The 18,197-nt window shown below is 61.5% G+C and carries 18 protein-coding genes; 10 read left to right on the top strand and 8 right to left on the bottom strand.

Annotated features, from left to right (window positions below):
* Positions 1-3: 3 nt before the first annotated feature.
* The gene (locus IPK59_07325; protein ID MBK8158573.1) at positions 4-873 is read right to left on the bottom strand and encodes an SPOR domain-containing protein; all 870 of its coding nucleotides are present in this window, start codon (positions 871-873) and stop codon (positions 4-6) included.
* A gap of 145 nt (positions 874-1,018) precedes the next feature.
* Here IPK59_07325 and IPK59_07320 point away from each other — a divergent pair, with 145 nt between their 5' ends.
* Together IPK59_07320 and IPK59_07315 are read left to right on the top strand one after the other, a co-directional pair.
* Positions 1,019-2,251: a caspase family protein gene (locus IPK59_07320; GenBank protein ID MBK8158572.1), complete on the top strand. Its 1,233-nt coding sequence runs from the start codon at positions 1,019-1,021 to the stop codon at positions 2,249-2,251.
* 119 nt (positions 2,252-2,370) lie between these two features.
* The gene (locus tag IPK59_07315; GenBank protein MBK8158571.1) at positions 2,371-2,661 is read left to right on the top strand and encodes a hypothetical protein; all 291 of its coding nucleotides are present in this window, start codon (positions 2,371-2,373) and stop codon (positions 2,659-2,661) included.
* A 4-nt stretch (positions 2,662-2,665) separates the two neighbouring features.
* Here IPK59_07315 and cobT read toward each other — a convergent pair whose 3' ends face one another.
* The 3 genes from cobT to IPK59_07300 form a co-directional block, all read right to left on the bottom strand.
* A complete protein-coding gene (gene cobT, locus IPK59_07310; GenBank protein ID MBK8158570.1) occupies positions 2,666-4,531 on the bottom strand; it encodes a cobaltochelatase subunit CobT in 1,866 nt (621 codons plus the stop codon).
* A 23-nt stretch (positions 4,532-4,554) separates the two neighbouring features.
* On the bottom strand, positions 4,555-5,553 hold the full coding sequence (gene cobS / locus IPK59_07305; GenBank protein MBK8158569.1) for a cobaltochelatase subunit CobS: 999 nt from the start codon (positions 5,551-5,553) through the stop codon (positions 4,555-4,557).
* 164 nt (positions 5,554-5,717) lie between these two features.
* Positions 5,718-6,341 (bottom strand): DnaJ domain-containing protein, encoded by a 624-nt coding sequence (locus IPK59_07300; protein ID MBK8158568.1) that lies wholly within the window; start codon positions 6,339-6,341, stop codon positions 5,718-5,720.
* 116 nt (positions 6,342-6,457) lie between these two features.
* On the opposite strand from IPK59_07300, the gene IPK59_07295 reads away from it, so the two are divergent.
* From IPK59_07295 to IPK59_07275, 5 genes are all read left to right on the top strand, one after another.
* Entirely contained in the window at positions 6,458-6,946 is a 489-nt protein-coding gene (locus IPK59_07295) for a YchJ family protein (GenBank protein MBK8158567.1), read from the top strand.
* A gap of 11 nt (positions 6,947-6,957) precedes the next feature.
* Entirely contained in the window at positions 6,958-7,230 is a 273-nt protein-coding gene (locus IPK59_07290) for a BolA family transcriptional regulator (protein MBK8158566.1), read from the top strand.
* A 197-nt stretch (positions 7,231-7,427) separates the two neighbouring features.
* Positions 7,428-8,585: a PspA/IM30 family protein gene (locus IPK59_07285; protein MBK8158565.1), complete on the top strand. Its 1,158-nt coding sequence runs from the start codon at positions 7,428-7,430 to the stop codon at positions 8,583-8,585.
* A 24-nt stretch (positions 8,586-8,609) separates the two neighbouring features.
* Complete coding sequence (locus IPK59_07280) at positions 8,610-9,314, top strand: DUF1449 family protein (GenBank protein ID MBK8158564.1); 705 nt, start codon at positions 8,610-8,612, stop codon at positions 9,312-9,314.
* Positions 9,315-9,407: 93 nt separating this feature from the next.
* A complete protein-coding gene (locus IPK59_07275; GenBank protein ID MBK8158563.1) occupies positions 9,408-11,135 on the top strand; it encodes a flotillin family protein in 1,728 nt (575 codons plus the stop codon).
* A gap of 41 nt (positions 11,136-11,176) precedes the next feature.
* Here the strand turns inward: IPK59_07275 and IPK59_07270 are convergent, their stop codons facing one another.
* The 4 genes from IPK59_07270 to IPK59_07255 are packed head-to-tail and all read right to left on the bottom strand — an operon-like array spanning position 11,177 to position 14,971.
* Complete coding sequence (locus IPK59_07270; GenBank protein ID MBK8158562.1) at positions 11,177-11,785, bottom strand: DUF2889 domain-containing protein; 609 nt, start codon at positions 11,783-11,785, stop codon at positions 11,177-11,179.
* A gap of 8 nt (positions 11,786-11,793) precedes the next feature.
* A complete protein-coding gene (locus tag IPK59_07265) occupies positions 11,794-13,116 on the bottom strand; it encodes an HlyC/CorC family transporter (protein ID MBK8158561.1) in 1,323 nt (440 codons plus the stop codon).
* A 47-nt stretch (positions 13,117-13,163) separates the two neighbouring features.
* Positions 13,164-14,309: a 3-dehydroquinate synthase gene (locus IPK59_07260; GenBank protein MBK8158560.1), complete on the bottom strand. Its 1,146-nt coding sequence runs from the start codon at positions 14,307-14,309 to the stop codon at positions 13,164-13,166.
* Positions 14,306-14,971: a shikimate kinase gene (locus tag IPK59_07255; protein ID MBK8158559.1), complete on the bottom strand. Its 666-nt coding sequence runs from the start codon at positions 14,969-14,971 to the stop codon at positions 14,306-14,308. Before IPK59_07255 ends, IPK59_07260 begins: the two co-directional genes overlap by 4 nt.
* Before the next feature lie 218 nt (positions 14,972-15,189).
* Between IPK59_07255 and IPK59_07250 the strand changes: the two genes are divergently transcribed.
* The 3 genes from IPK59_07250 to xerD all read left to right on the top strand — a co-directional run bounded on the left by IPK59_07250 (position 15,190) and on the right by xerD (position 18,127).
* Positions 15,190-15,333, top strand: coding sequence for a hypothetical protein (locus IPK59_07250; GenBank protein MBK8158558.1), 144 nt, complete (start codon positions 15,190-15,192; stop codon positions 15,331-15,333).
* A gap of 292 nt (positions 15,334-15,625) precedes the next feature.
* Positions 15,626-17,179, top strand: a complete 1,554-nt coding sequence (locus IPK59_07245) for a hypothetical protein (protein ID MBK8158557.1) — start codon at positions 15,626-15,628, stop codon at positions 17,177-17,179.
* Positions 17,180-17,191: 12 nt separating this feature from the next.
* Positions 17,192-18,127, top strand: coding sequence for a site-specific tyrosine recombinase XerD (gene xerD, locus IPK59_07240; protein ID MBK8158556.1), 936 nt, complete (start codon positions 17,192-17,194; stop codon positions 18,125-18,127).
* The last annotated feature ends 70 nt before the right edge of the window (positions 18,128-18,197 follow it).

Below are 18,197 nucleotides of genomic sequence, written 5' to 3'. Positions count from 1 at the left end.
GGCTTATGGCCCGACGATCAGGCAATCACCGCCCGCGGCCTTGATATCCTGACAGGTGGCGGCAGCGGCGCTGCGGTCGGCGAAGGGGCCGGCCTGCAGGCGGTAGAACACCCCCTTGGTGCCGAGATCGGCCCGCTCGACATGGAGTTCCAGGTTTTCCAGCGGCGCACCGATGCGCTTCCTGAGGCGCTTCCATTCGCCGTCCACATCGCTCTCATTCGGCACCGAGGCGAGTTGCAGACGAATGCCACTTTCTGACGTTGGTTCGACCGTCGGCGCCGGGAGGGCGGCTACTTCCGCTTCGACTGGCGCGGCGGGTGCAGCTGCAACCGGTGCAGTTGCCTGGTACTCGGTGGCAGCGGCTTCTGACTCCGACTTGGCGACATTGCGTTGGGCGGCCGAGAGGCGCTGGCCGACCACCACCTGATTGGTCTCGGCAACGACGCGCGAAACACCTGGCGAGGCGCCGCGGGCGGCAAGGGACAGCCATTTATAGGCCTCGGTGTCGCTCTGCTCGACGCCGTCCCCCTTCGCATACATCACGCCGAGCCGGGCCTGGGCATCCGGTTCGCCTGCCTCGGCCGCTTTCTGGAGCAAGGCAATGCCTTCTTCCATCGAACCGGCATGACCGCCGAGATAGAGCGAGGCCAGCTTCCAGGTCGCGTAGCCGTCACCGGCCTCCACCAGGGGCTGTAGCGCAGAAACGGCTGCGTCATAGTCCTTGGCGGCGATGGCAGCTTCTGCGGCGGCGAGGTCAGCTCGCGCCGGGAGGGTGTGAATCAGCAGGAAAGGCAGGCAGGCAAAGGCCATGGCCGCCAACTTGATCCGGCGGCGGATGTTGTCCGATGGCCGTAAAGGTGCCGACGCGCCCATGCAATATCTCCAGAGATGAAAAGTGGATGCAATCTGCTCACATCATAGACAGTAGGTTCGAGTCGCGTCGATGCCGCTTATGCTTGCGACAAGCCGGCGGGTCACTTAGCATTTTCCTTAAATGCGACTTTCCAGGGGTAGTCCGGTGGCGATCAACAAAATGGCGGCCATGCTGGCGCTGGGTCTCATTTCGCTCATGACACCAACCAGCGCCTCGGCCGAACCCCGCATCGCTCTTGTAATCGCCAATGCCAAGTATGATGGGGACCTCTCGCCCCTCGGCAACCCGATCAACGATGCCAAGCTGATAGCGAAGTCGCTGCAAGCGGTCGGCTTTGACGTGATAGCAGTGAATGACGGCTCACAGAAGGAAATGAAGCGGGCCATCAGGGATTTTGGCGCGGCCCTCGCCAAGGCCGGTCCGACGGCGACAGGGCTATTCTATTTTGCGGGCCATGGCCTGCAAGTCGAGGGTGTCAATTATCTGGTGCCAGTCTCAGCCGAGATCGAGAAAGAGGCTGATGTCGACCTGGAATCGGTTGCTGCCGATACGGTGCTGGCGCAGATGGAATTTTCCGGGGCGGCAACCAGCATCGTGATTCTTGATGCGTGCCGCAACAATCCGCTGGCGCGCAGTTTCCGCTCCGCGACACGCGGCCTTGCGCGCATGGATGCGCCAAATGGCTCCTTCGTCGCCTATTCGACCGCGCCAGGGGATGTGGCGGCCGATGGGGATGGCAAGAATTCCCCCTTCGCCCTGGCGCTCGCTGCCGAAATGACAAAGCCAGGCCAGGCGATCGAAGAAACCTTCCGTAATGTCCGTGGGCAGGTGATGAACGCGACCGGCAAGCAGCAGGTTCCGTGGGACAGTTCTTCCATGATCACGCCCTTCTACTTTGCCGGACACCAGACTTCCAGCAGCGAGACCAAAGTCACGGCCGTGGCACCGGCTGAAACGCCGCCACCCGCAGCTTCCCTCCCCACGCCATCTGCAGCACCCCTGGCTAAGGCGGTCGAAGTTCCAGAGGAGACTGATTTTACCTCACCCTTGCCGGACGGCACGATTGTTCTCTCGCGCAAGGTCAAGGCTGAGCTCGACGCCTATCTGGCCAAGGTCGCCACAATGGACACGGCCTTCGGCACCTACAAATACGCCTTCTTCTATGTCTCCGAAGATGGCCGGGCATCAGGGACATTTACCTGCCGCGTCGAACTCGCCGACAGCGGCGATTGCCCAAAGAGTGACATGAATTCAGGCTCCACCAGCCAATCGCGCTTGAGGGCACAGCGAAGCTGCGAAATGAAGGCCGGGTCGAAATGCATCTATCTTTATCGCGCCGACGAGCAGAAGGCGCCTTATAAGACACTTGAGCAATAATTGGTGACATGCTCGGACAGCGTCAATGTGACGCCTTAGAATGATCTGTCGACCATGCAATATTAAAGTGGGTAGACTGCTGAAGTAGCGAGGATCCGATGCCACTCTTGGTCAGGTTCATGTTGCGCCATGCGCTTGCTGGTTTTGTCATGGCAATCGCCTTTGTGGCGCTGATCCTCTTGCTTGACCTGGGTGGGCTCGCAACCTTGGTGAGCACGTCTGAACTTGGTGTTCTCGCTGTTGCCTTGCTTACCTTTTTCACCGGCCTGACTTTTGCCAGTTTGCAGATGGGCATAGCCGTCATGTCGATGAAGCCGCAGTCCGAGAATGATGATTCGGCCGGCTCAGCGAAGCCTGTCAATCATTGGGTATCGCAGCTGGTACCTGTCACCGTGCGGAAGCGCCGCTAGGTCTTTAGGCGGCGAAGCCCCCCGACTTGCGGCGGCGACTATCTTCGTCGAACAAAGAAGCAAGCTGCTCCAGGACGGTGCCGCCCAATTGCTCAGCGTCGACCAATGTCACTGCGCGGCGATAGTAACGCGTGACGTCATGGCCAATGCCAATGGCGACCAGTTCGACATTGGAACGAGTCTCGATCCAGTCGATCACGTCGCGCAGATGATGCTCGAGGTAGTTGCCCGGGTTGACCGACAGGGTTGAATCGTCGACCGGTGCCCCGTCCGAAATCACCATCAGGATCTTCCGCTGCTCCGGACGCACGGCGATGCGGTTGTGGGCCCAGAGAAGGGCCTCGCCGTCAATATTCTCCTTCAAGATACCTTCGCGCAGCATCAGGCCCAGATTCTTGCGGGCACGACGCCAGGGGGCGTCGGCCGATTTATAGATGATGTGTCTGAGATCATTGAGGCGACCCGGATTGGCCGGCTTCCCCGCAGCGATCCAGCTTTCGCGCGACTGCCCACCTTTCCACATGCGGGTGGTGAAGCCCAGGATCTCGACCTTGACGCCGCAGCGCTCCAGCGTACGTGCCAGGATGTCGCCGGTCATGGCCGCGACCGTGATCGGGCGGCCGCGCATCGAGCCGGAATTGTCGATCAGCAGCGAAACCACCGTGTCGCGGAATTCGGTATCGCTTTCCTGCTTGTAGGAGAGCGGCAGATCGGGGTTGACGACGACGCGCGGCAGGCGGGCGGCGTCGAGGATGCCTTCCTCCAGGTCGAAGTTCCAGGACCGGTTCTGCTTGGCAAGCAGGCGGCGCTGCAACCGGTTGGCAAGTTTTGCTACGACAGTCTGCAGCGCGGTCAATTGCTGGTCCAGCAACTGACGCAACCGTGCCAGTTCTTCCGGGTCGCACAGGTCGGCCGCGTCGACGACCTCATCGAACTGGGCGGTAAAGGGCTTGTAGGGTGTCTCGTTCCGCCGGCTGAGATCGGGCTCGTTGCGACGCTTGGGCGAGCCAGGCTTTTCGTCACCTGTCTCGGCGTCCATCTCCATCTCGGTTTCGTCGGAATCGACATCCTCGGCTTCCGCCGCGGCGCTTTCAGCGGCTTCCGATTCCAGTTCCATCTGGCTGTCGGATTTCTGCTGCTCCTTGCCCTTGGTCTGCTGCTGGTCGTCAGGATTGTCCTGGTCGGAATCGTCCTGGTTTTCCTGCTCTTCGTCCTCGGGGTCAAAATCGTCTTCCGAGGCTTCCAATTCCATGTCGGCGAGCAGGCGCCGCGTCGCCTTGGCATAAGCCTTCTGGTTGCCCAAAGTCTCGCCCAGGCGCTCGATATCCTCGCGTACTTTTTGTGGAAGGTCCCCGCGCCACAGATCGACCATGCCCTTGGCCAGTTCAGGCACGGCCTGGCCGGTCAGGGATTCGCGGGCGAGGAGGCGCAGCACGTCGGGCAGCGAGCCCTCCTGGCGGGACGCCACGCGCACGAAACCCTTTTGCCGGCAATGCTCGTCGAGGGCAGCGGTCAGATTCTGCTTCACGCCATCCATGCGCCTGGCGCCGATGGCTTCGACCCGGGCCGTTTCCAGCGCCTGGAAAATCTCCCGCGCGAGCTGGCTTTTCGGCGCCTCGCGGGCATGGATCTTGGGATTGTGATGCTTGAGCTTAAGGGCGATCGCGTCGGATTCGCCACGCGTCAAGGCAACGTCGGCTGCCGGCAGGTGGCGCCCCGGCAAGGGCAGGCGCGCCTCATTGCCGGAAATGCCGCTCGGCCCCTGGTTGGGGGCAAAGCTCACCTGCAGTTCCGGGTTGCCGGAAATGGCGCGCATCGTCGCGCTGGTGACGCGGCGGAATTCCTCGACCGGATTCTTCGGTCCCGACATCGCTGCCCTCTGATCCCGCTCGTTTATGCCCGGATCTGGGCTTGCGTCGCGGCGTCCTTGAGATCCTGGCCAAAGCAGCGCTGGTAATATTCGGCTACGACCGGCCGCTCCAGCTCATCGCATTTGTTGAGGAAGGAGACGCGGAAGGCAAAGCCGACATCGCCGAAGATGCGCGCATTCTCGGCCCAGGTGATGACGGTACGCGGGCTCATCACGGTGGAGATGTCGCCATTGATGAAGCCGGCGCGCGTGAGTTCGGCGCAAGCGACCATGGCATTGACGGATTTGCGGCCGGCCTCGTTGTCATAGGTCGGCGACTTGGCGATGACGATGTTCACTTCGTCGTCATGCGGCAGATAGTTGAGGGTCGCGACGATGTTCCAGCGGTCCATCTGTGCCTGGTTGATCTGCTGCGTGCCATGATAAAGGCCGGTCGTGTCCCCGAGGCCCACCGTGTTGGCGGTGGCGAACAGGCGGAAGGCCGGGTGGGGGCGGATGACCTTGTTCTGGTCGAGCAGCGTCAATTTGCCTTCGACTTCGAGAACGCGCTGGATCACGAACATCACGTCCGGACGGCCGGCATCGTATTCGTCGAAGACGAGGGCGGTCGGATGCTGCAGCGCCCAGGGCAGCAGGCCTTCACGATACTCTGTCACCTGCTTGCCGTCCTTGAGGACGATCGCGTCCTTGCCGATGAGATCGATGCGGCTGATATGGCTGTCGAGGTTGACGCGGATGCAGGGCCAGTTGAGGCGGGCTGCGACCTGCTCGATATGGGTCGACTTACCGGTGCCGTGGTAGCCCTGGATCATGACGCGGCGGTTGAAGGCGAAACCCGCCAGGATGGCCATGGTCGTGTCATGGTCGAAGCGATAGCTCTCATCGACGTCGGGCACGAGCTCGGTGCGCTGGCTGAATGCCGGCACCTGGAGGTCGGAATCGAGGCCGAACATCTGGCGGACCGAGATGTTGATATCGGGGGTCGAGGCCTTGTCGACTTGGGCGAGGTTCTGGGTGACCATGATGTGGGGCTCGTCAGCTCGTTAACGTCTTCAAAAGGGGGCTCTTTTTAGGGCAATTCCAGGATGCTGACTAGGCCATTCCCTGCAAAGCAGCCCTGCTTTGTGTCAGGTTTGGGTCTGGGCCCATCAAATAAGCATGAAAGCGGCCAACTGGGCCGGGGAAATCAGTCAATCGCGGCCCTTTTCAGCGTGCTGTAGGCCTGATTGACCACTTTCAGCTTTTCCTCGGCCACTTTGTCACCACCGTTGGAATCCGGGTGCAGTTGTTTGGCAAGGGTCTTGTAGCGCGTCTTGATCGCATCCCATTCAACGGGCGGGACGAGGTCCAACACCGCCAGCGCCTGTTCCTCGGCAGACAGTTTGCGCCGTGCCCTTGCCCGTGCCTCTTTTTCGGCTTGGCGCTTCGCCTGGCCCATGCGGGCTTCGATCTCCGCCTGGACTTCTTCCGGGAACAGATCGAACCGCGTGCCGGCGGCGAATTTGTATTGCCTGCCACTGGCTGTCCGCTGACCCAGCTTCCACGTCGGGCGGTCGCCAACGATCGAGGAACGCACGGACTTTTCGATTTCTTCAGGACCCATGCCGGAATAATAGTCCCATGTGCGATTATATTCCCGCACATGATCCAGGCAGAACCAGTAATAGTCATTGAGACGATCGCGCGACTTCGGCGCCCGGAACGTGCCAGATTCCTGGCAGCCGGCATGATCGCAGGTTGTCGGTCGGGGCGGCGGGTCTGGATCGAACTGGCGCCGGCGCCGGTGACGGATGGTCTGTTCTTTCGACATGAAGTTAAGTATGAGGGGCAGGACGCACTCCCGCAAGGGCGGCGCCGCTAGCCGGATGACATGTCGCAGCCTAACCTAGTGTCGCGACACAATTTTTTTTGATGGACCCAGATCTCATGACGATTTGCCCCTGCGGCTCAGGTAAAGAACTCGATGCGTGCTGCCTACCCTTGATCAACGGAGCGGCGGCACCTTCGGCCGAAGCCTTGATGCGCTCACGCTATACGGCGTTCAAACTGGGCAACCTCGACTATGTCGACAGCACCCATGCCAGCGACATGGCGGAGCCGTTCGATCGCGAACATGGCCAGGTCATGGTCGACGAGATTGATTGGCGCGGCCTTGAAATCATGAAGGTGGTTGGCGGCGGTCCGGACGACCAGACCGGCGAGGTCGAGTTTACAGCGCGCTTCAAGCGGCAGGGTCAGACCGGAATCCATCATGAACGCGCCACGTTCCGCCGAGAGCAGGGCCGCTGGGTCTATGTCGATGGCGAAATCAATCCGAAGGCGCCGCCGCGCCGAGTTGTCCAGGTGGGCCGCAACGATCCATGTCCCTGCGGATCAGGCAAAAAATATAAGAAGTGCTGCGGCGCAGCGGCATAGGGGGCTAGGTCATGGGACAGGTTGCCGATGGAATGACAGCAAAGCTGCGGGCGGCCTTTGCTCCCGAGTGGCTGAACGTCATCGACGAAACCAACCAGCATCATGGTCATGCCGGCTGGAAGGAAAGCGGCGAAACCCATTTCAAGGTTGAAATCACGGCCGCCGCCTTCGCTGGCAAGAGCCGCGTTGACCGCCAGCGCTTGGTGTACGGCGTGCTGGCTGACGACTTGGCCGGACCAGTGCATGCCCTCGCCTTGGTCGTGAAGGCACCCGGAGAAGCATAATCGGACATGGCCAATCCGAAGGCCATTGAAAGATCCTCCGACTTTACTTACCTGTTTTAGGCGCATTAGCCTGTCACTCAGGCAAACAAAGATTAACAGCGAGCCTCATTCTCATTTGCACTCCAAGCGCGAAAAATTCTCCAAACTGCCTTCGATTAATCTTGAAAAGGACAAAATGAGTCCTTTATAGTTTTTCAATGATCGAGAAACGACGCAACAAGACCTTCGGGCAATGCCGATTGGCTCTGCACCCCGATGCGGACGTGGCGGTGACGCTCCGGCGCATGCTGGCGGCCTATGCCGATCTGCTCGCTTGGCTCGATGGGACGGTTCCGGAGGCGCAGTCGGCCGACCTCGTCGCCTTGCACCGTCAGTATTACGAACCGGCCCGCGCGCGGTCGCATTTGCCGGCGCAAAGCGTGGTGCTGGCGCTCAGGGACTGGGCGCAGCGGCGCAGGGGCCAGATCGTCGAGGGCATGCCCTATGACGAGAAGCTGTTTTCGGTACGGGGCATTCAGTCTCTGTCGCTGGCAACGCTGGAGGGCAGGGTGATCGTGCCATTCTCGGTCGCGGATTACGGCGAGAGCTGGCGCGGCAGCGCGCCAGCTCGCCTGGTGGATCTTGGATCACGCTTCGAGTTCTTGATTTCTGCTGAGTTGGGTTTTGTTGAAACCGCCTTGAAGGAGAAGAACATGGCGACGGAAAGTGCTTTGAACAGGATCGGGCGCGTTATCTCCGGCATGACTCACGCAGCCATCACGGCGGCAGAGCAAAGCAATCCGCAGGCGGTCATGGAGCAGGCGATCCGCGATATCGACGGCGCGGCCGACGAAGTTCGCATCGAGCTTGGCAAGGCGATGGCGGAACAGCATCGGGTTGATGCCCGCCGCAAGGAATTGATGCGCGAGGGCGAAGCCCTGGAAGCGAAGATCCGTTTGGCCGTCGGTGAGGGGCGTGATGATCTCGCGGAAAGCGGTATCGCGCGACAGATGGATATCGAGGCTCAGGCCGGCGTTCTTGATCGGCTCCTCTCCGATGTAGCTGATCGCATCGCCCAACTCAACCAGTCCCTGGATGCCGTCAAAGCCAGTCGCCGCGAGGCAGAGGAGCGCCTCCTCGAAATGCGGCAGGCGCAGCGCAATGTCGAGGCCGACCTTGCCGGCCCTGCGGGCTTGGCGAAGAACGGCGCAGCGGCGAAGGTTGAACGGGCCACGGCAGCAATCTCCCGCGTCAGCGGCGTGCCTGCCGGTCCGGGCCAGGAACAGGCCAACGCGATCGACGAGCTGAATCGCATGGCGCGGGAACATGCCATCAAGGAACGATTGGCGCGCCTGAAGGCCGACAAAAAAGGCTAACCCAATGCGACGAGAGGTAGTCACGTGAACGACGGGTCTGTGCTGGAGTTTCTTTCGGGATCTGGTACGCGGCCATTTGCGATCGCCGGCCTGATCCTGATCGGTCTGCTGGTGATCGAGATTGTCAGCATGCTGATGGGCGTCTCGCTATCGGCCAAGATTGACGCGCTGTTCGACGTTGATACGCCGGACACGCCCGATCTCGATCATGGCGGAATTGCCGCAAGCGGTCTCGACGTCCATGCCGGTGAAGGCAGTCTGTTCGGCACGGCCTGGGACTGGCTCAATGCCGGCCGTGTGCCGCTGCTGGTCTGGCTGATGGGCCTCCTCGGCGCATTCACGGCCTTCGGCTACATCATCCAGGCTTTGGCGCATCTTGCCATCGGATTCCTGCCGGCCTTCATGGCGGCCATTCCGGCGGCTGTGCTGGCAATCCCCGCCACGCGCAATGTGAGCCGCTTGATCGGTCGGATCGTGCCACGCGATGAAAGCTATGCAGTGACGCGCGACGACCTTATCGGCCTCACTGGTACCATCTCGCTGGGGCCGGTGACCGAACAGGAGATCGGTCGCGTTTTGGTGAAGGACGCCCATGGCAACAGGCATCTGACCTGGGTACGGGCGGCGGAGCCTGGAATCAACCTGCCTACCGGCGCTGTCGTGCTGCTGACCGAGCGGCACGGCACCGAATATCTCGTGATCGCGGCCGATCCCGATCTGGTTGTCTAAGAGCATATCTGTCATCTGCAATCTGTTTTGTGTCGTGGCAGGGGCTGATGGTCAGTTGCCGCGCGACATTGGGAGGGAACTGAGATGTTTGATCTGGTGATTGCTGTTGCCTTGCCGGCGGTGATCGGTCTGGTCGCTATCCTGGCGATCGGCCTGGTGATCGCACGCTTGTACGCCAGGGCGGAAAAGGACCGTTCCTATGTGCGGACTGGCCTTGGCGGGCAGAAAGTCGTGCTTGATGGCGGCTCGATCGTCCTGCCGGTGTTCCAATCGATCCGCTGGGTCAATCTGCAGACCCTGCGCCTCGATGTGCGCCGTGAAAATGCCGAAGCGATGATCACCAAGGATCGCATGCGCGTCGATATCGGCGTCGAATTCTACGTGCGCGTGAAGCCGGATCAGCAGTCAATTGCCCTGGCGGCGCAAACGCTCGGCGATCGTACCAACGAAGCCGATCAGCTGCGCGAACTCGTTGAAGCTAAGTTCGTCGACGCCCTGCGCTCGGTAGCGGCGACCATGGTGCTCGCCGATCTGCAGGAAAAGCGCGCCGACTTCGTGAAGCGTGTGCAGGAGACGGTTGCAAGCGAGCTTGAGCTCAACGGCCTTGAGCTGGAAAGTGCCTCGCTGACCAAACTCGACCAGACGGATACCAAGTACTTCAATCCGAACAACGCCTTCGACGCCGAAGGTTTGGCGGCGCTGACCAAGATCACGGAAGCCAAACGTCAGGAGCGCAACCTCACGGTCCGCAATGCCGAGGTCGCGATCGCACAGCAGGATCTGGAAGCGCGCCAGAAAACGCTTGAGATCGACCGTCAGAAGAAAGAGGCCGAGCTGTCGCAGGAACGCGACATCGTCAACAAGACGGCGGAGACCCGCGCCGCGGCGGCGCAGAAGGAGGCCGAGGCCCAGCGCGCGGAAAACGAAGCCCGCATCACCACACAGCAGGCCGTGGCCCTGCGCGAGGCGGAAGCCAAGCAGGCGCAGGAACAGGCTCGCATTGCGGCGGAACTGGCCATCCAGCAGCGCAAGATCGAGGCGGATCGTACCGCCGAGACCTTGGCGATCGGCAAGAAGCGCGATATCGAACTGGCAGATCAGGACCGAGCAATTGCGGTCGCAGATCGCAGCCGCGCGGAATCGGACGCGCGCGCCGAAGCCGAGAAGTCACGTGCCCTTGCCATTGCGGCGGAAGAATCGGTGGCGACCGCGCAACAGGTGGCGATCGCCGAACGTCAGCGGCAGATCGCCGTCCTCGAGGCGCGCCAAGCGGCAGAACAGGAAGCGACCAAGGTGACGGTACAGGCGCAGGCCGAACGCAGCGCTGCCGAAGACCGAGCCGAAGCGGTGCGCACCGGCGCCAAGGCGGATTCGGACGCGGCGTTGATCCGTGCCGAGGCGCAGGCCAAGACCTACGAGGTCGAAGCCGAAGGTCAGCGCAAGATCAACGAGGCCCGCAACGCTTTGTCGGCGGCGATGATCGAGTTGGAGATCATGCGCGAACGTCTGCGCATCATCCCGGTCGCAATCGCCGAATCCGTACGACCGCTGGAGAAGATCAGCGACGTGCGCATTATCGATATGGGCGGCGGCTTGCCCGGCAATAACGTCTCGGGCGAATCTGGGAGCAACCGGATGGACGGGCTGATGGGGCAACTGCTGTCCTACCGGGCAAATGCTCCGGTGATCGATCAATTGCTGAAAGAAGCCGGCTTCACCGAGGGCAGCGATCTGGTCAACCGTTTGCTGGCAGGCGCTCAACCGGTGCCGCAAGCGGTTAATGGCAGGGCGATCGACGGGCAGAACTCGGCCGCCCAATAGGCGAGCCAGGATGCGATGAGACAGCCGGGCTGGCCGTCAGGTCAGCCCGGCTTTTTTTCTCCGGTGGTCGGTTCATAGAATTGCGGCCAATGGGTCCTCACGACCTCACTGTCGCTGGCCAGTGCATGGCAGGTGTCAAGGAATGCCGGACGTTTGCCGGGGATCGCTTCGGCAGGCGGACCTTCACTCTTGCTCAAGCCCGATTCACGTTTGACCTTTTCGCGCCATCCGTAGATCGTTTGAAATGCAACCGTGCCCATGGCGCGCAGCATCTCGACATGATGTGTGCAGCCATGCGCACCGGCGAAGCTGCTCCGTAAAGTCCGCGACCAGCCTTTGGCGATCGTCGCCCCCTTGAGGATGTTGAAGGCGGGTGTGATGGCATCGCAGACGGAAAAGGGAGAGGCGGCGGTCACCACGGCAATATCCTTGACCGTGAAATGATCATCGAGCGTCAGCCGGATCAGCATATCGTGGACTGGTTCTCCCGGTTTCACCTCGCCGCGCCAATCATTGGGAAAGGCATAGTCCTTGGTGTCGACCATGCGGCCTTCGATATCGAACAGCCCGTCGGCTCGCAGATAGCCGCGGAAGTCATAGCGTCTGGTGTGCAGCGCTTCGCGCGCCACGGGGTGTGGCAGGGCTTTCATTGGTATGGTCATGCCGCGTGCCCGCCCTTCTTCTGAGGCTTGTTTGTCCCGTTGGGCGGGACGACCGAATCGGCCGGCGGCGTTACCTTGATTCGAGTCAACTGGTTGCGATGTCGTTCCAATATCAGGAAGCGGAATCCGAAGAAGACGAACACCTGGCCCGCGGAGGGAATCTGCTGCGCCTCATGAAGGACGAGGCCGGCGATGGTCGAGGCCTCCTCATCGGGCAGGCGCCAGCCGAATTCGCGATTGAGATCACGGATGGTGACGGTGCCATCCATTTCAAAACTGCCGTCCGGGTGCAGGCCCACTCCCTCGACCTTGACGTCGTGTTCGTCGGAAATGTCGCCGACGATCTCTTCAAGAATGTCTTCCAGGGTGACGATGCCCATGAGTGCGCCATACTCGTCAACCACAATGGCGAAATGCTCACGCCGGCTGCGAAACGCCTCAAGCTGCGCGAGCAGGTTGGTCTGGTCCGGGATAAACCAAGGCGCAGAGGCGAGGCCAACGATATCCAATCCCTCCAGTTTCCATTGATTCGCCTGGACGGCACGCAGCAAGGCCTTGGCGTGCAGTACGCCGATGATGTTGTCTGGCTGGCCGCGATAGATGGGAAGGCGTGTGTGTGGGCTTTGCAGCGCAACAGCGACCATCTCCTCAATCGCCTGGTCAGCGTCAATCATGGTCATATTGCGGCGGTGCACCATGATGTCGGAAACCGGCACGTCCTCGAGGTCGAGGATTGAATGGAGCATTTGACCCGCTTCGCGGATTTCCTCATCGGCCCCGGCATGGAGGGCAATGGCTCCGCGCAGTTCCTCGATCCGTTCTTCTGCGCCGGGCTCGTTGACCACCTTTACACCGAACAGCCTAAGCAGGCCGCTACAGATCAACTGAGTCACATGCGTGATCGGGCTGGTGGCCCGCACCAGGACAAGTACCAGCGGTCCCAGCGTCAGCGCCGAACGGTCGGCATGATTAATGGCGAAGGTCTTGGGCAGCACTTCTCCCAGTACAAAGATGACGACAGTGGCCGCGATACCGGCATAGACGGCGCCTATATCGCCGAAGTAGAGCGCAAAGACCTGCGCTGACAGAATGGCAATGAAGCTGTTCACACAGGCATTGCCGAGCAGAATCGTACCGATCACCTGTTCCATTCGGCCGCGCAAGGTATTGACCACGATAGCGCGTTTGAAGCCCTGATTCGCGAGCGTCAGCATCCGTGCCTTGGAGGCAGCGGTGAGTGCCGTTTCGGAGCTAGAGAAGAATGCGGAACCCAGGACCAGGATGATCAACGCGCCGAGGTTCAACAGGATCGAATCCATCTTCGTCCCCTAATGTCGTGCAGAATTCTGGAATGCCGCAAGTCGCGCTATGCGCCGATAGCCGTTTCCAACACCGCCGCAACCTCGGCCAAATCAACATAGGCGGGATGGAAGGTCTGGCCGATACCACGCGCCAGCACGAAGCCGACGCGGCCATCCTTTACCTTCTTGTCCCGCCCCATATGTTCGATCAGGCGCTCTGTCGACCAGAATCGACCCTGCACCGAGCCGGGCGTTGTGGGCAGTCCGACGCTTGCCAAATGTCGTTGAACACGGGCAGCGTCCTCGGCCGGGCAAAGTCCTAGCGTCACCGATAGGTCGAACGCCATCACCAGGCCGATGGCGACGCCCTCGCCGTGCAGCAATTCGTCGGTGAAGCCGCATTCGGCTTCCAATGCATGGCCGAACGTGTGACCGAGGTTGAGGAGCGCACGGGCACCGCTCTCGCGCTCGTCGGCGCCGACGATGCGGGCTTTCGCGCGACAGGAGACACTGATTGCATGGCGCCGTGCCAATTCGTCACCTTCAATGACATCGACACCGTTGGCTTCCAGCCATTTGAAGAAGGCCGGTTCGTCGATAAGGCCATATTTCACGACCTCGGCGTAGCCGGCCAGCAGTTCTCGGCGGTTGAGCGTATCAAGCGTCGCAGTGTCAGCCAGGACCAGGCGTGGCTGGTAGAAGGCGCCAACCAGATTCTTGCCGTGGGCGGTGTTGATGCCGGTCTTGCCGCCGATCGAGGAATCGACCTGGGCGAGAAGGGTCGTTGGCACCTGAATGAAGTCAATGCCGCGCAACGTGATGGCCGCCACGAAACCTGTAAGGTCGCCGATGACCCCGCCACCCAGGGCGACCAAAGTGGTGCCGCGTTCGATCTTCATGTCGAGTAGCAGGCCGGTCAGGCGCTCGACTTCAGCAAAACTCTTTGTTGCTTCTCCGGCCGGCATGATGATGGTGTCGACAGTTATGTCGGCACGATTCAAGGCGTGTTCTAGTGATTCGAGATGAAGCTTGGCGACATTGGCATCGGTAACGATGACGACATGGCGCTTGGCTAGCAATGGCAGAATATGCTCGCCGGCGGCGGCAATGAGATTGCGACCGATCAGGATGTCATAGCTGCGTGGTCCCAACTCGACCCGTAACCGATCGGGTTTCGAGCGATCTCCCTGAACACCATCGGGTGCGTTCATGGCTCGGCACCCTCGCGATTGGTAAAGTAGTCGTGCAACGCTTCAATCACCCGGCCGAGAGTGACCTCGGGTGGGCCATCGGCACTGTCGACGATGATGTCGGCCTCAGCATAAAAGGGGTGTCGGAGTTCGATCAACTCGGCCAGTTTCGCGCGCGGATCGACATTCTGAAGGAGTGGCCGGTCGTTGCGGCGTGAGACGCGCTTCAGCAACAGATCGAGGTCGGCGCGGATCCAGATGGAAAGGCCGCGCTCCTTGACCAGGGTTCGCGTGGTCGGGTCGACGAAGGCGCCACCGCCAGTCGCCAGCACATGAACGGGATTCCCGAGCAGGCGTTGAATGACACGGCGCTCGCCATCGCGGAATGCCTTTTCGCCATGCAGGCTGAAAATATCTGGGATTGAGCAGCCGGCTGCGGCCTCAATCTCGCGATCCGCATCGACGAAGGGCAGGCCGAAATGGCTGGCGAGCCGCTTGCCTATGCAACTCTTGCCAGCCCCCATCAGCCCGACCAGGACAATCGGCCGTGAGATACGGGCAAGGACGCTTTGGCCGAAAGCCTTGTCGAGGCTTCGGTCGCTGGAGTCACGGACCGCTGTCCGGCCGTTTCCCGGACCGGTGGCTGGGCCGTGTGCGGTGCTATTTGGCGATGTTTCGACCATTTGGCGTGGGTATCAGGCGCTTAGCCCCGGCGTCAAGGTCCAGCCGAGCAACCACGTCACGGGCTTGTGACCCCGGATCTACCCGAAAGCTGCTTTAGTATTTGAACTAGCATTCGAATCCGGCGCTGTGGCATGGTGAAAACGATCCCGCCGCCAGTTCGAGTTGCCATTCTGGCCGTAGCGTCGCGGGCAATGGTTAAGCGGTTGAATATTAAAAGATGAGCAAGCCACTTCTGTCCCTAATTGGCATCGTCGTCCTGGTCCTTGCGGGCGGGGTTGTCTTTCTTGGTACCTACAAGCTGCCGGCGCCCTCGCAACAGGTGGAACTGCAGATCCCGAATGACCGGCTTACGCTGCAATAGCGCGACCGCCACGAGGCGGCCTCACCACAAGGCCATCTTCCTCGGGGCCAGCGTTCTCCTTCTGGCGGCCATGGTCACCGGTGCGCCGTTGCCGGTCTCGGCACTTTCCGGCGACCCAACTCCGCTGGGGGTTCCCCAGACTTCCCCCAGCCAGCCGGCCAACCCCGCCCAGCCGCCATCCGGCGATAGCATTGAGGCTGCGCCGCTGCCGCCCGTACAGCCATTGCCACCGGTTCAAACCCAGCCACCTGCGCAGGTACCGTTGCCAGCACCCCAGCCTGGCATTGGCGCGGTGGAAGCGCTCCCGGGTGCCGCCCCAACGGTACCCCTGCCGGCCCCCGCGACAGCTGGTGTCGGCGACCTTGGTGCCGACTTGTGGCAGAGCTCCGAAGTCTCGCGACTGATGGGACTGATCCCGAAAATGCCGGCACCGGTCAGCGTACCTGCCCTCAGCGATCTGCAGCGACGCGTCCTGACGACAGCGGCGCCCAGTGCAGGGGCCAGCGGTACCGTTGACCCCTTGACGCCGATCCGAGCCGACAAGCTGCACCAAATGGGCTTCAATGACGCCGCGATGGGCCTGGCGTCGGCGACTCCTGTTACCGGCCCGATGGATCCGCAGGAAGCTGTCGAAAAGGCTCTGCTCGCCAACGACACCGCCTATGCCTGCCAGCAGGTGGATGCCCTTCAAGCTCGGCCTGAAGCGCCAAGCCTGTTCGTCCAACGCGCGGCCATCTACTGCCAGATCATGCGCGAGCAGAGCGATCCGGCTTCGCTCGGCCTGGATCTAATGCGCGAGCGCAACGATCCTGACCCCGCGACCAAGGATTTCATTGCCCTCGCCGCCCTTGCCAATGGCGAAACCAAGCGCGTGCCCAAATCCGTCGCCGTTCCCGACCCGCTCAATGTTGCCCTGATGAAAACCGTCGGCATGCCGGCACCCAACGCCATTGGTGCAGCGCCGATCGTGCCGGTCGGCGCTGGTGGCAGCGTCATGATCGCCCGGGATGTCACGCGTCCCCTGCCTGAGCGCGTCGCCGCGGCGGAACAGGCCTATAAATTCGGCCTCATCCCGGATCGCGAATTGGGCGATCTCTACATGCAGATGCCGTCCGGAATCGCTGATCCCGCCACGGCTATCGGGATGAGCGACACAGTGGAGTTGCGCGCTCAACTCTATCAGGCTGCTTATCGCGGCGGCGCACCGGCGCAAAAGGCGCGCGTGATTGACGCGGCCCTCAAGAAAGCACGCCAACGGGGCGATTACCTCAATCAGGCGCTCTTGTTCGGGCCGCTTGCCCGTGACATTGCGCCAGCCCGTGAACTTGGCTGGTTTGCGCCGGAAGCAGCGCGTCTCATGTTTGTGACCGGCCAGGCCGATAAGGGTGGCTATTGGCTGAACACGGTTGCTGCAAATCCCGGTGTCTTCACGGGGCCGGGTGAAAAGGAAGGGCTCGATCTCCTCGGCCGTGTCGCCGGCTTGCCGGGCGGCGGTGATCCAGTCGTGGCCTGGGCGAAGGCCAGCGGTACCACCAATCCGCGGATCGACTTGTTCTACGCCCTTCTTGCTGGCATCAACCAGCCTGTGGCGTCTGCGGTGGCAGGTGGTTTCCAGGCGGCACCGATCATTCCGCTTGGCTCCCCCAGCGCCGAGATCGTGGCTGCCGCCGCCGGCAAACGTCGCGGCGAGGCGCTTGTCTTGTCCCTCGTCGGCCTTGGCGGGGACCGCGCCATCGCCACCGATCCAGCCACCCTCGGTGCTGCCTTGCGCAGCATCGCCGATCTGGGGTTGGTTGAAGAATCGCGTCGCATCGCCCGCGAAATCGCCGCTCTTGCCGGCCTGTGACCATTTAACTCCGTGACTGAGAACGCCGCCCTTGGCGCCTTTTTCGAGATGCTGGCGGCGGAACGCAATGCCGCTACCAATACCCTCCTGGCCTATCGGTGTGATCTCGATGATGCCGCCTGCTTCCTGAAAAGTCGGCAATTGGGTCTTGCCGATGCCAGCACCGAGCAGCTTCGCGCCTATCTTGGCCACTTGGCCGATCAGGACCTCGCCACCCGGACCCAGGCACGGCGATTGTCGGCGCTGCGCCAATTCTATCGCTTCCTGGTCGAAGATGGCCGGCGCAAGGATGACCCGACCGCTGCTCTGGACGCGCCAAAGCTCGGCCAGCATTTGCCGAAGCTGCTGTCCGAGGCGCAAATGGGACAGCTGATCGAGATTTGCCGGGGTCTCGACGGTGCCGAGGGGGTACGGCTGCTGGCGATGATCGAATTGCTCTACGCGACGGGATTGCGGGTGAGCGAGCTGGTCAAGCTGCCGCTCGCTGTGATGCTGCGCGACCAGGCTTTTTTGACCGTCTGCGGCAAGGGGGGCAAGGAGCGTTTGGTGCCACTCAATCCGCCGGCAAAAGTCGCCATCGCCGCCTATCTCGGCCAGCGGCAGCGGTTCCTGCCAAAGGGTGCCACGTCCCCCTATCTGTTTCCCTCGCGCGGCAAGGAAGGGCATCTCACCCGGCAACGCTTTGGTCAGTTGCTGAAGGAGATCGGGATGAAAGCGGGCATCGACCCGGCTGCCATTTCACCCCATGTCCTGCGCCACGCCTTCGCAACCCATCTCCTCGACCATGGCGCTGACCTGCGCAGCCTGCAAAAAATGCTGGGGCACGCCGATATCGCCACCACCCAGATCTATACCCATGTCCAGCAGGAACGGTTGAAAACACTGGTCGAGGCGCACCACCCTTTGTCCAAATCAGCCAAATCCACACGACCAAGTCGTAAAATTTAGGCCGGATCGTGAATTTGTTGAAGTCTCGGCCTTGAGCGGCCAAAGAATGCCGCTCCCGGCACAGGCATTG

It is taken from the genome of Rhodospirillaceae bacterium (genome assembly GCA_016712715.1).
Taxonomy (GTDB): domain Bacteria; phylum Pseudomonadota; class Alphaproteobacteria; order Dongiales; family Dongiaceae; genus Dongia.
This window is presented reverse-complemented; position numbering and strand designations above follow the sequence as displayed.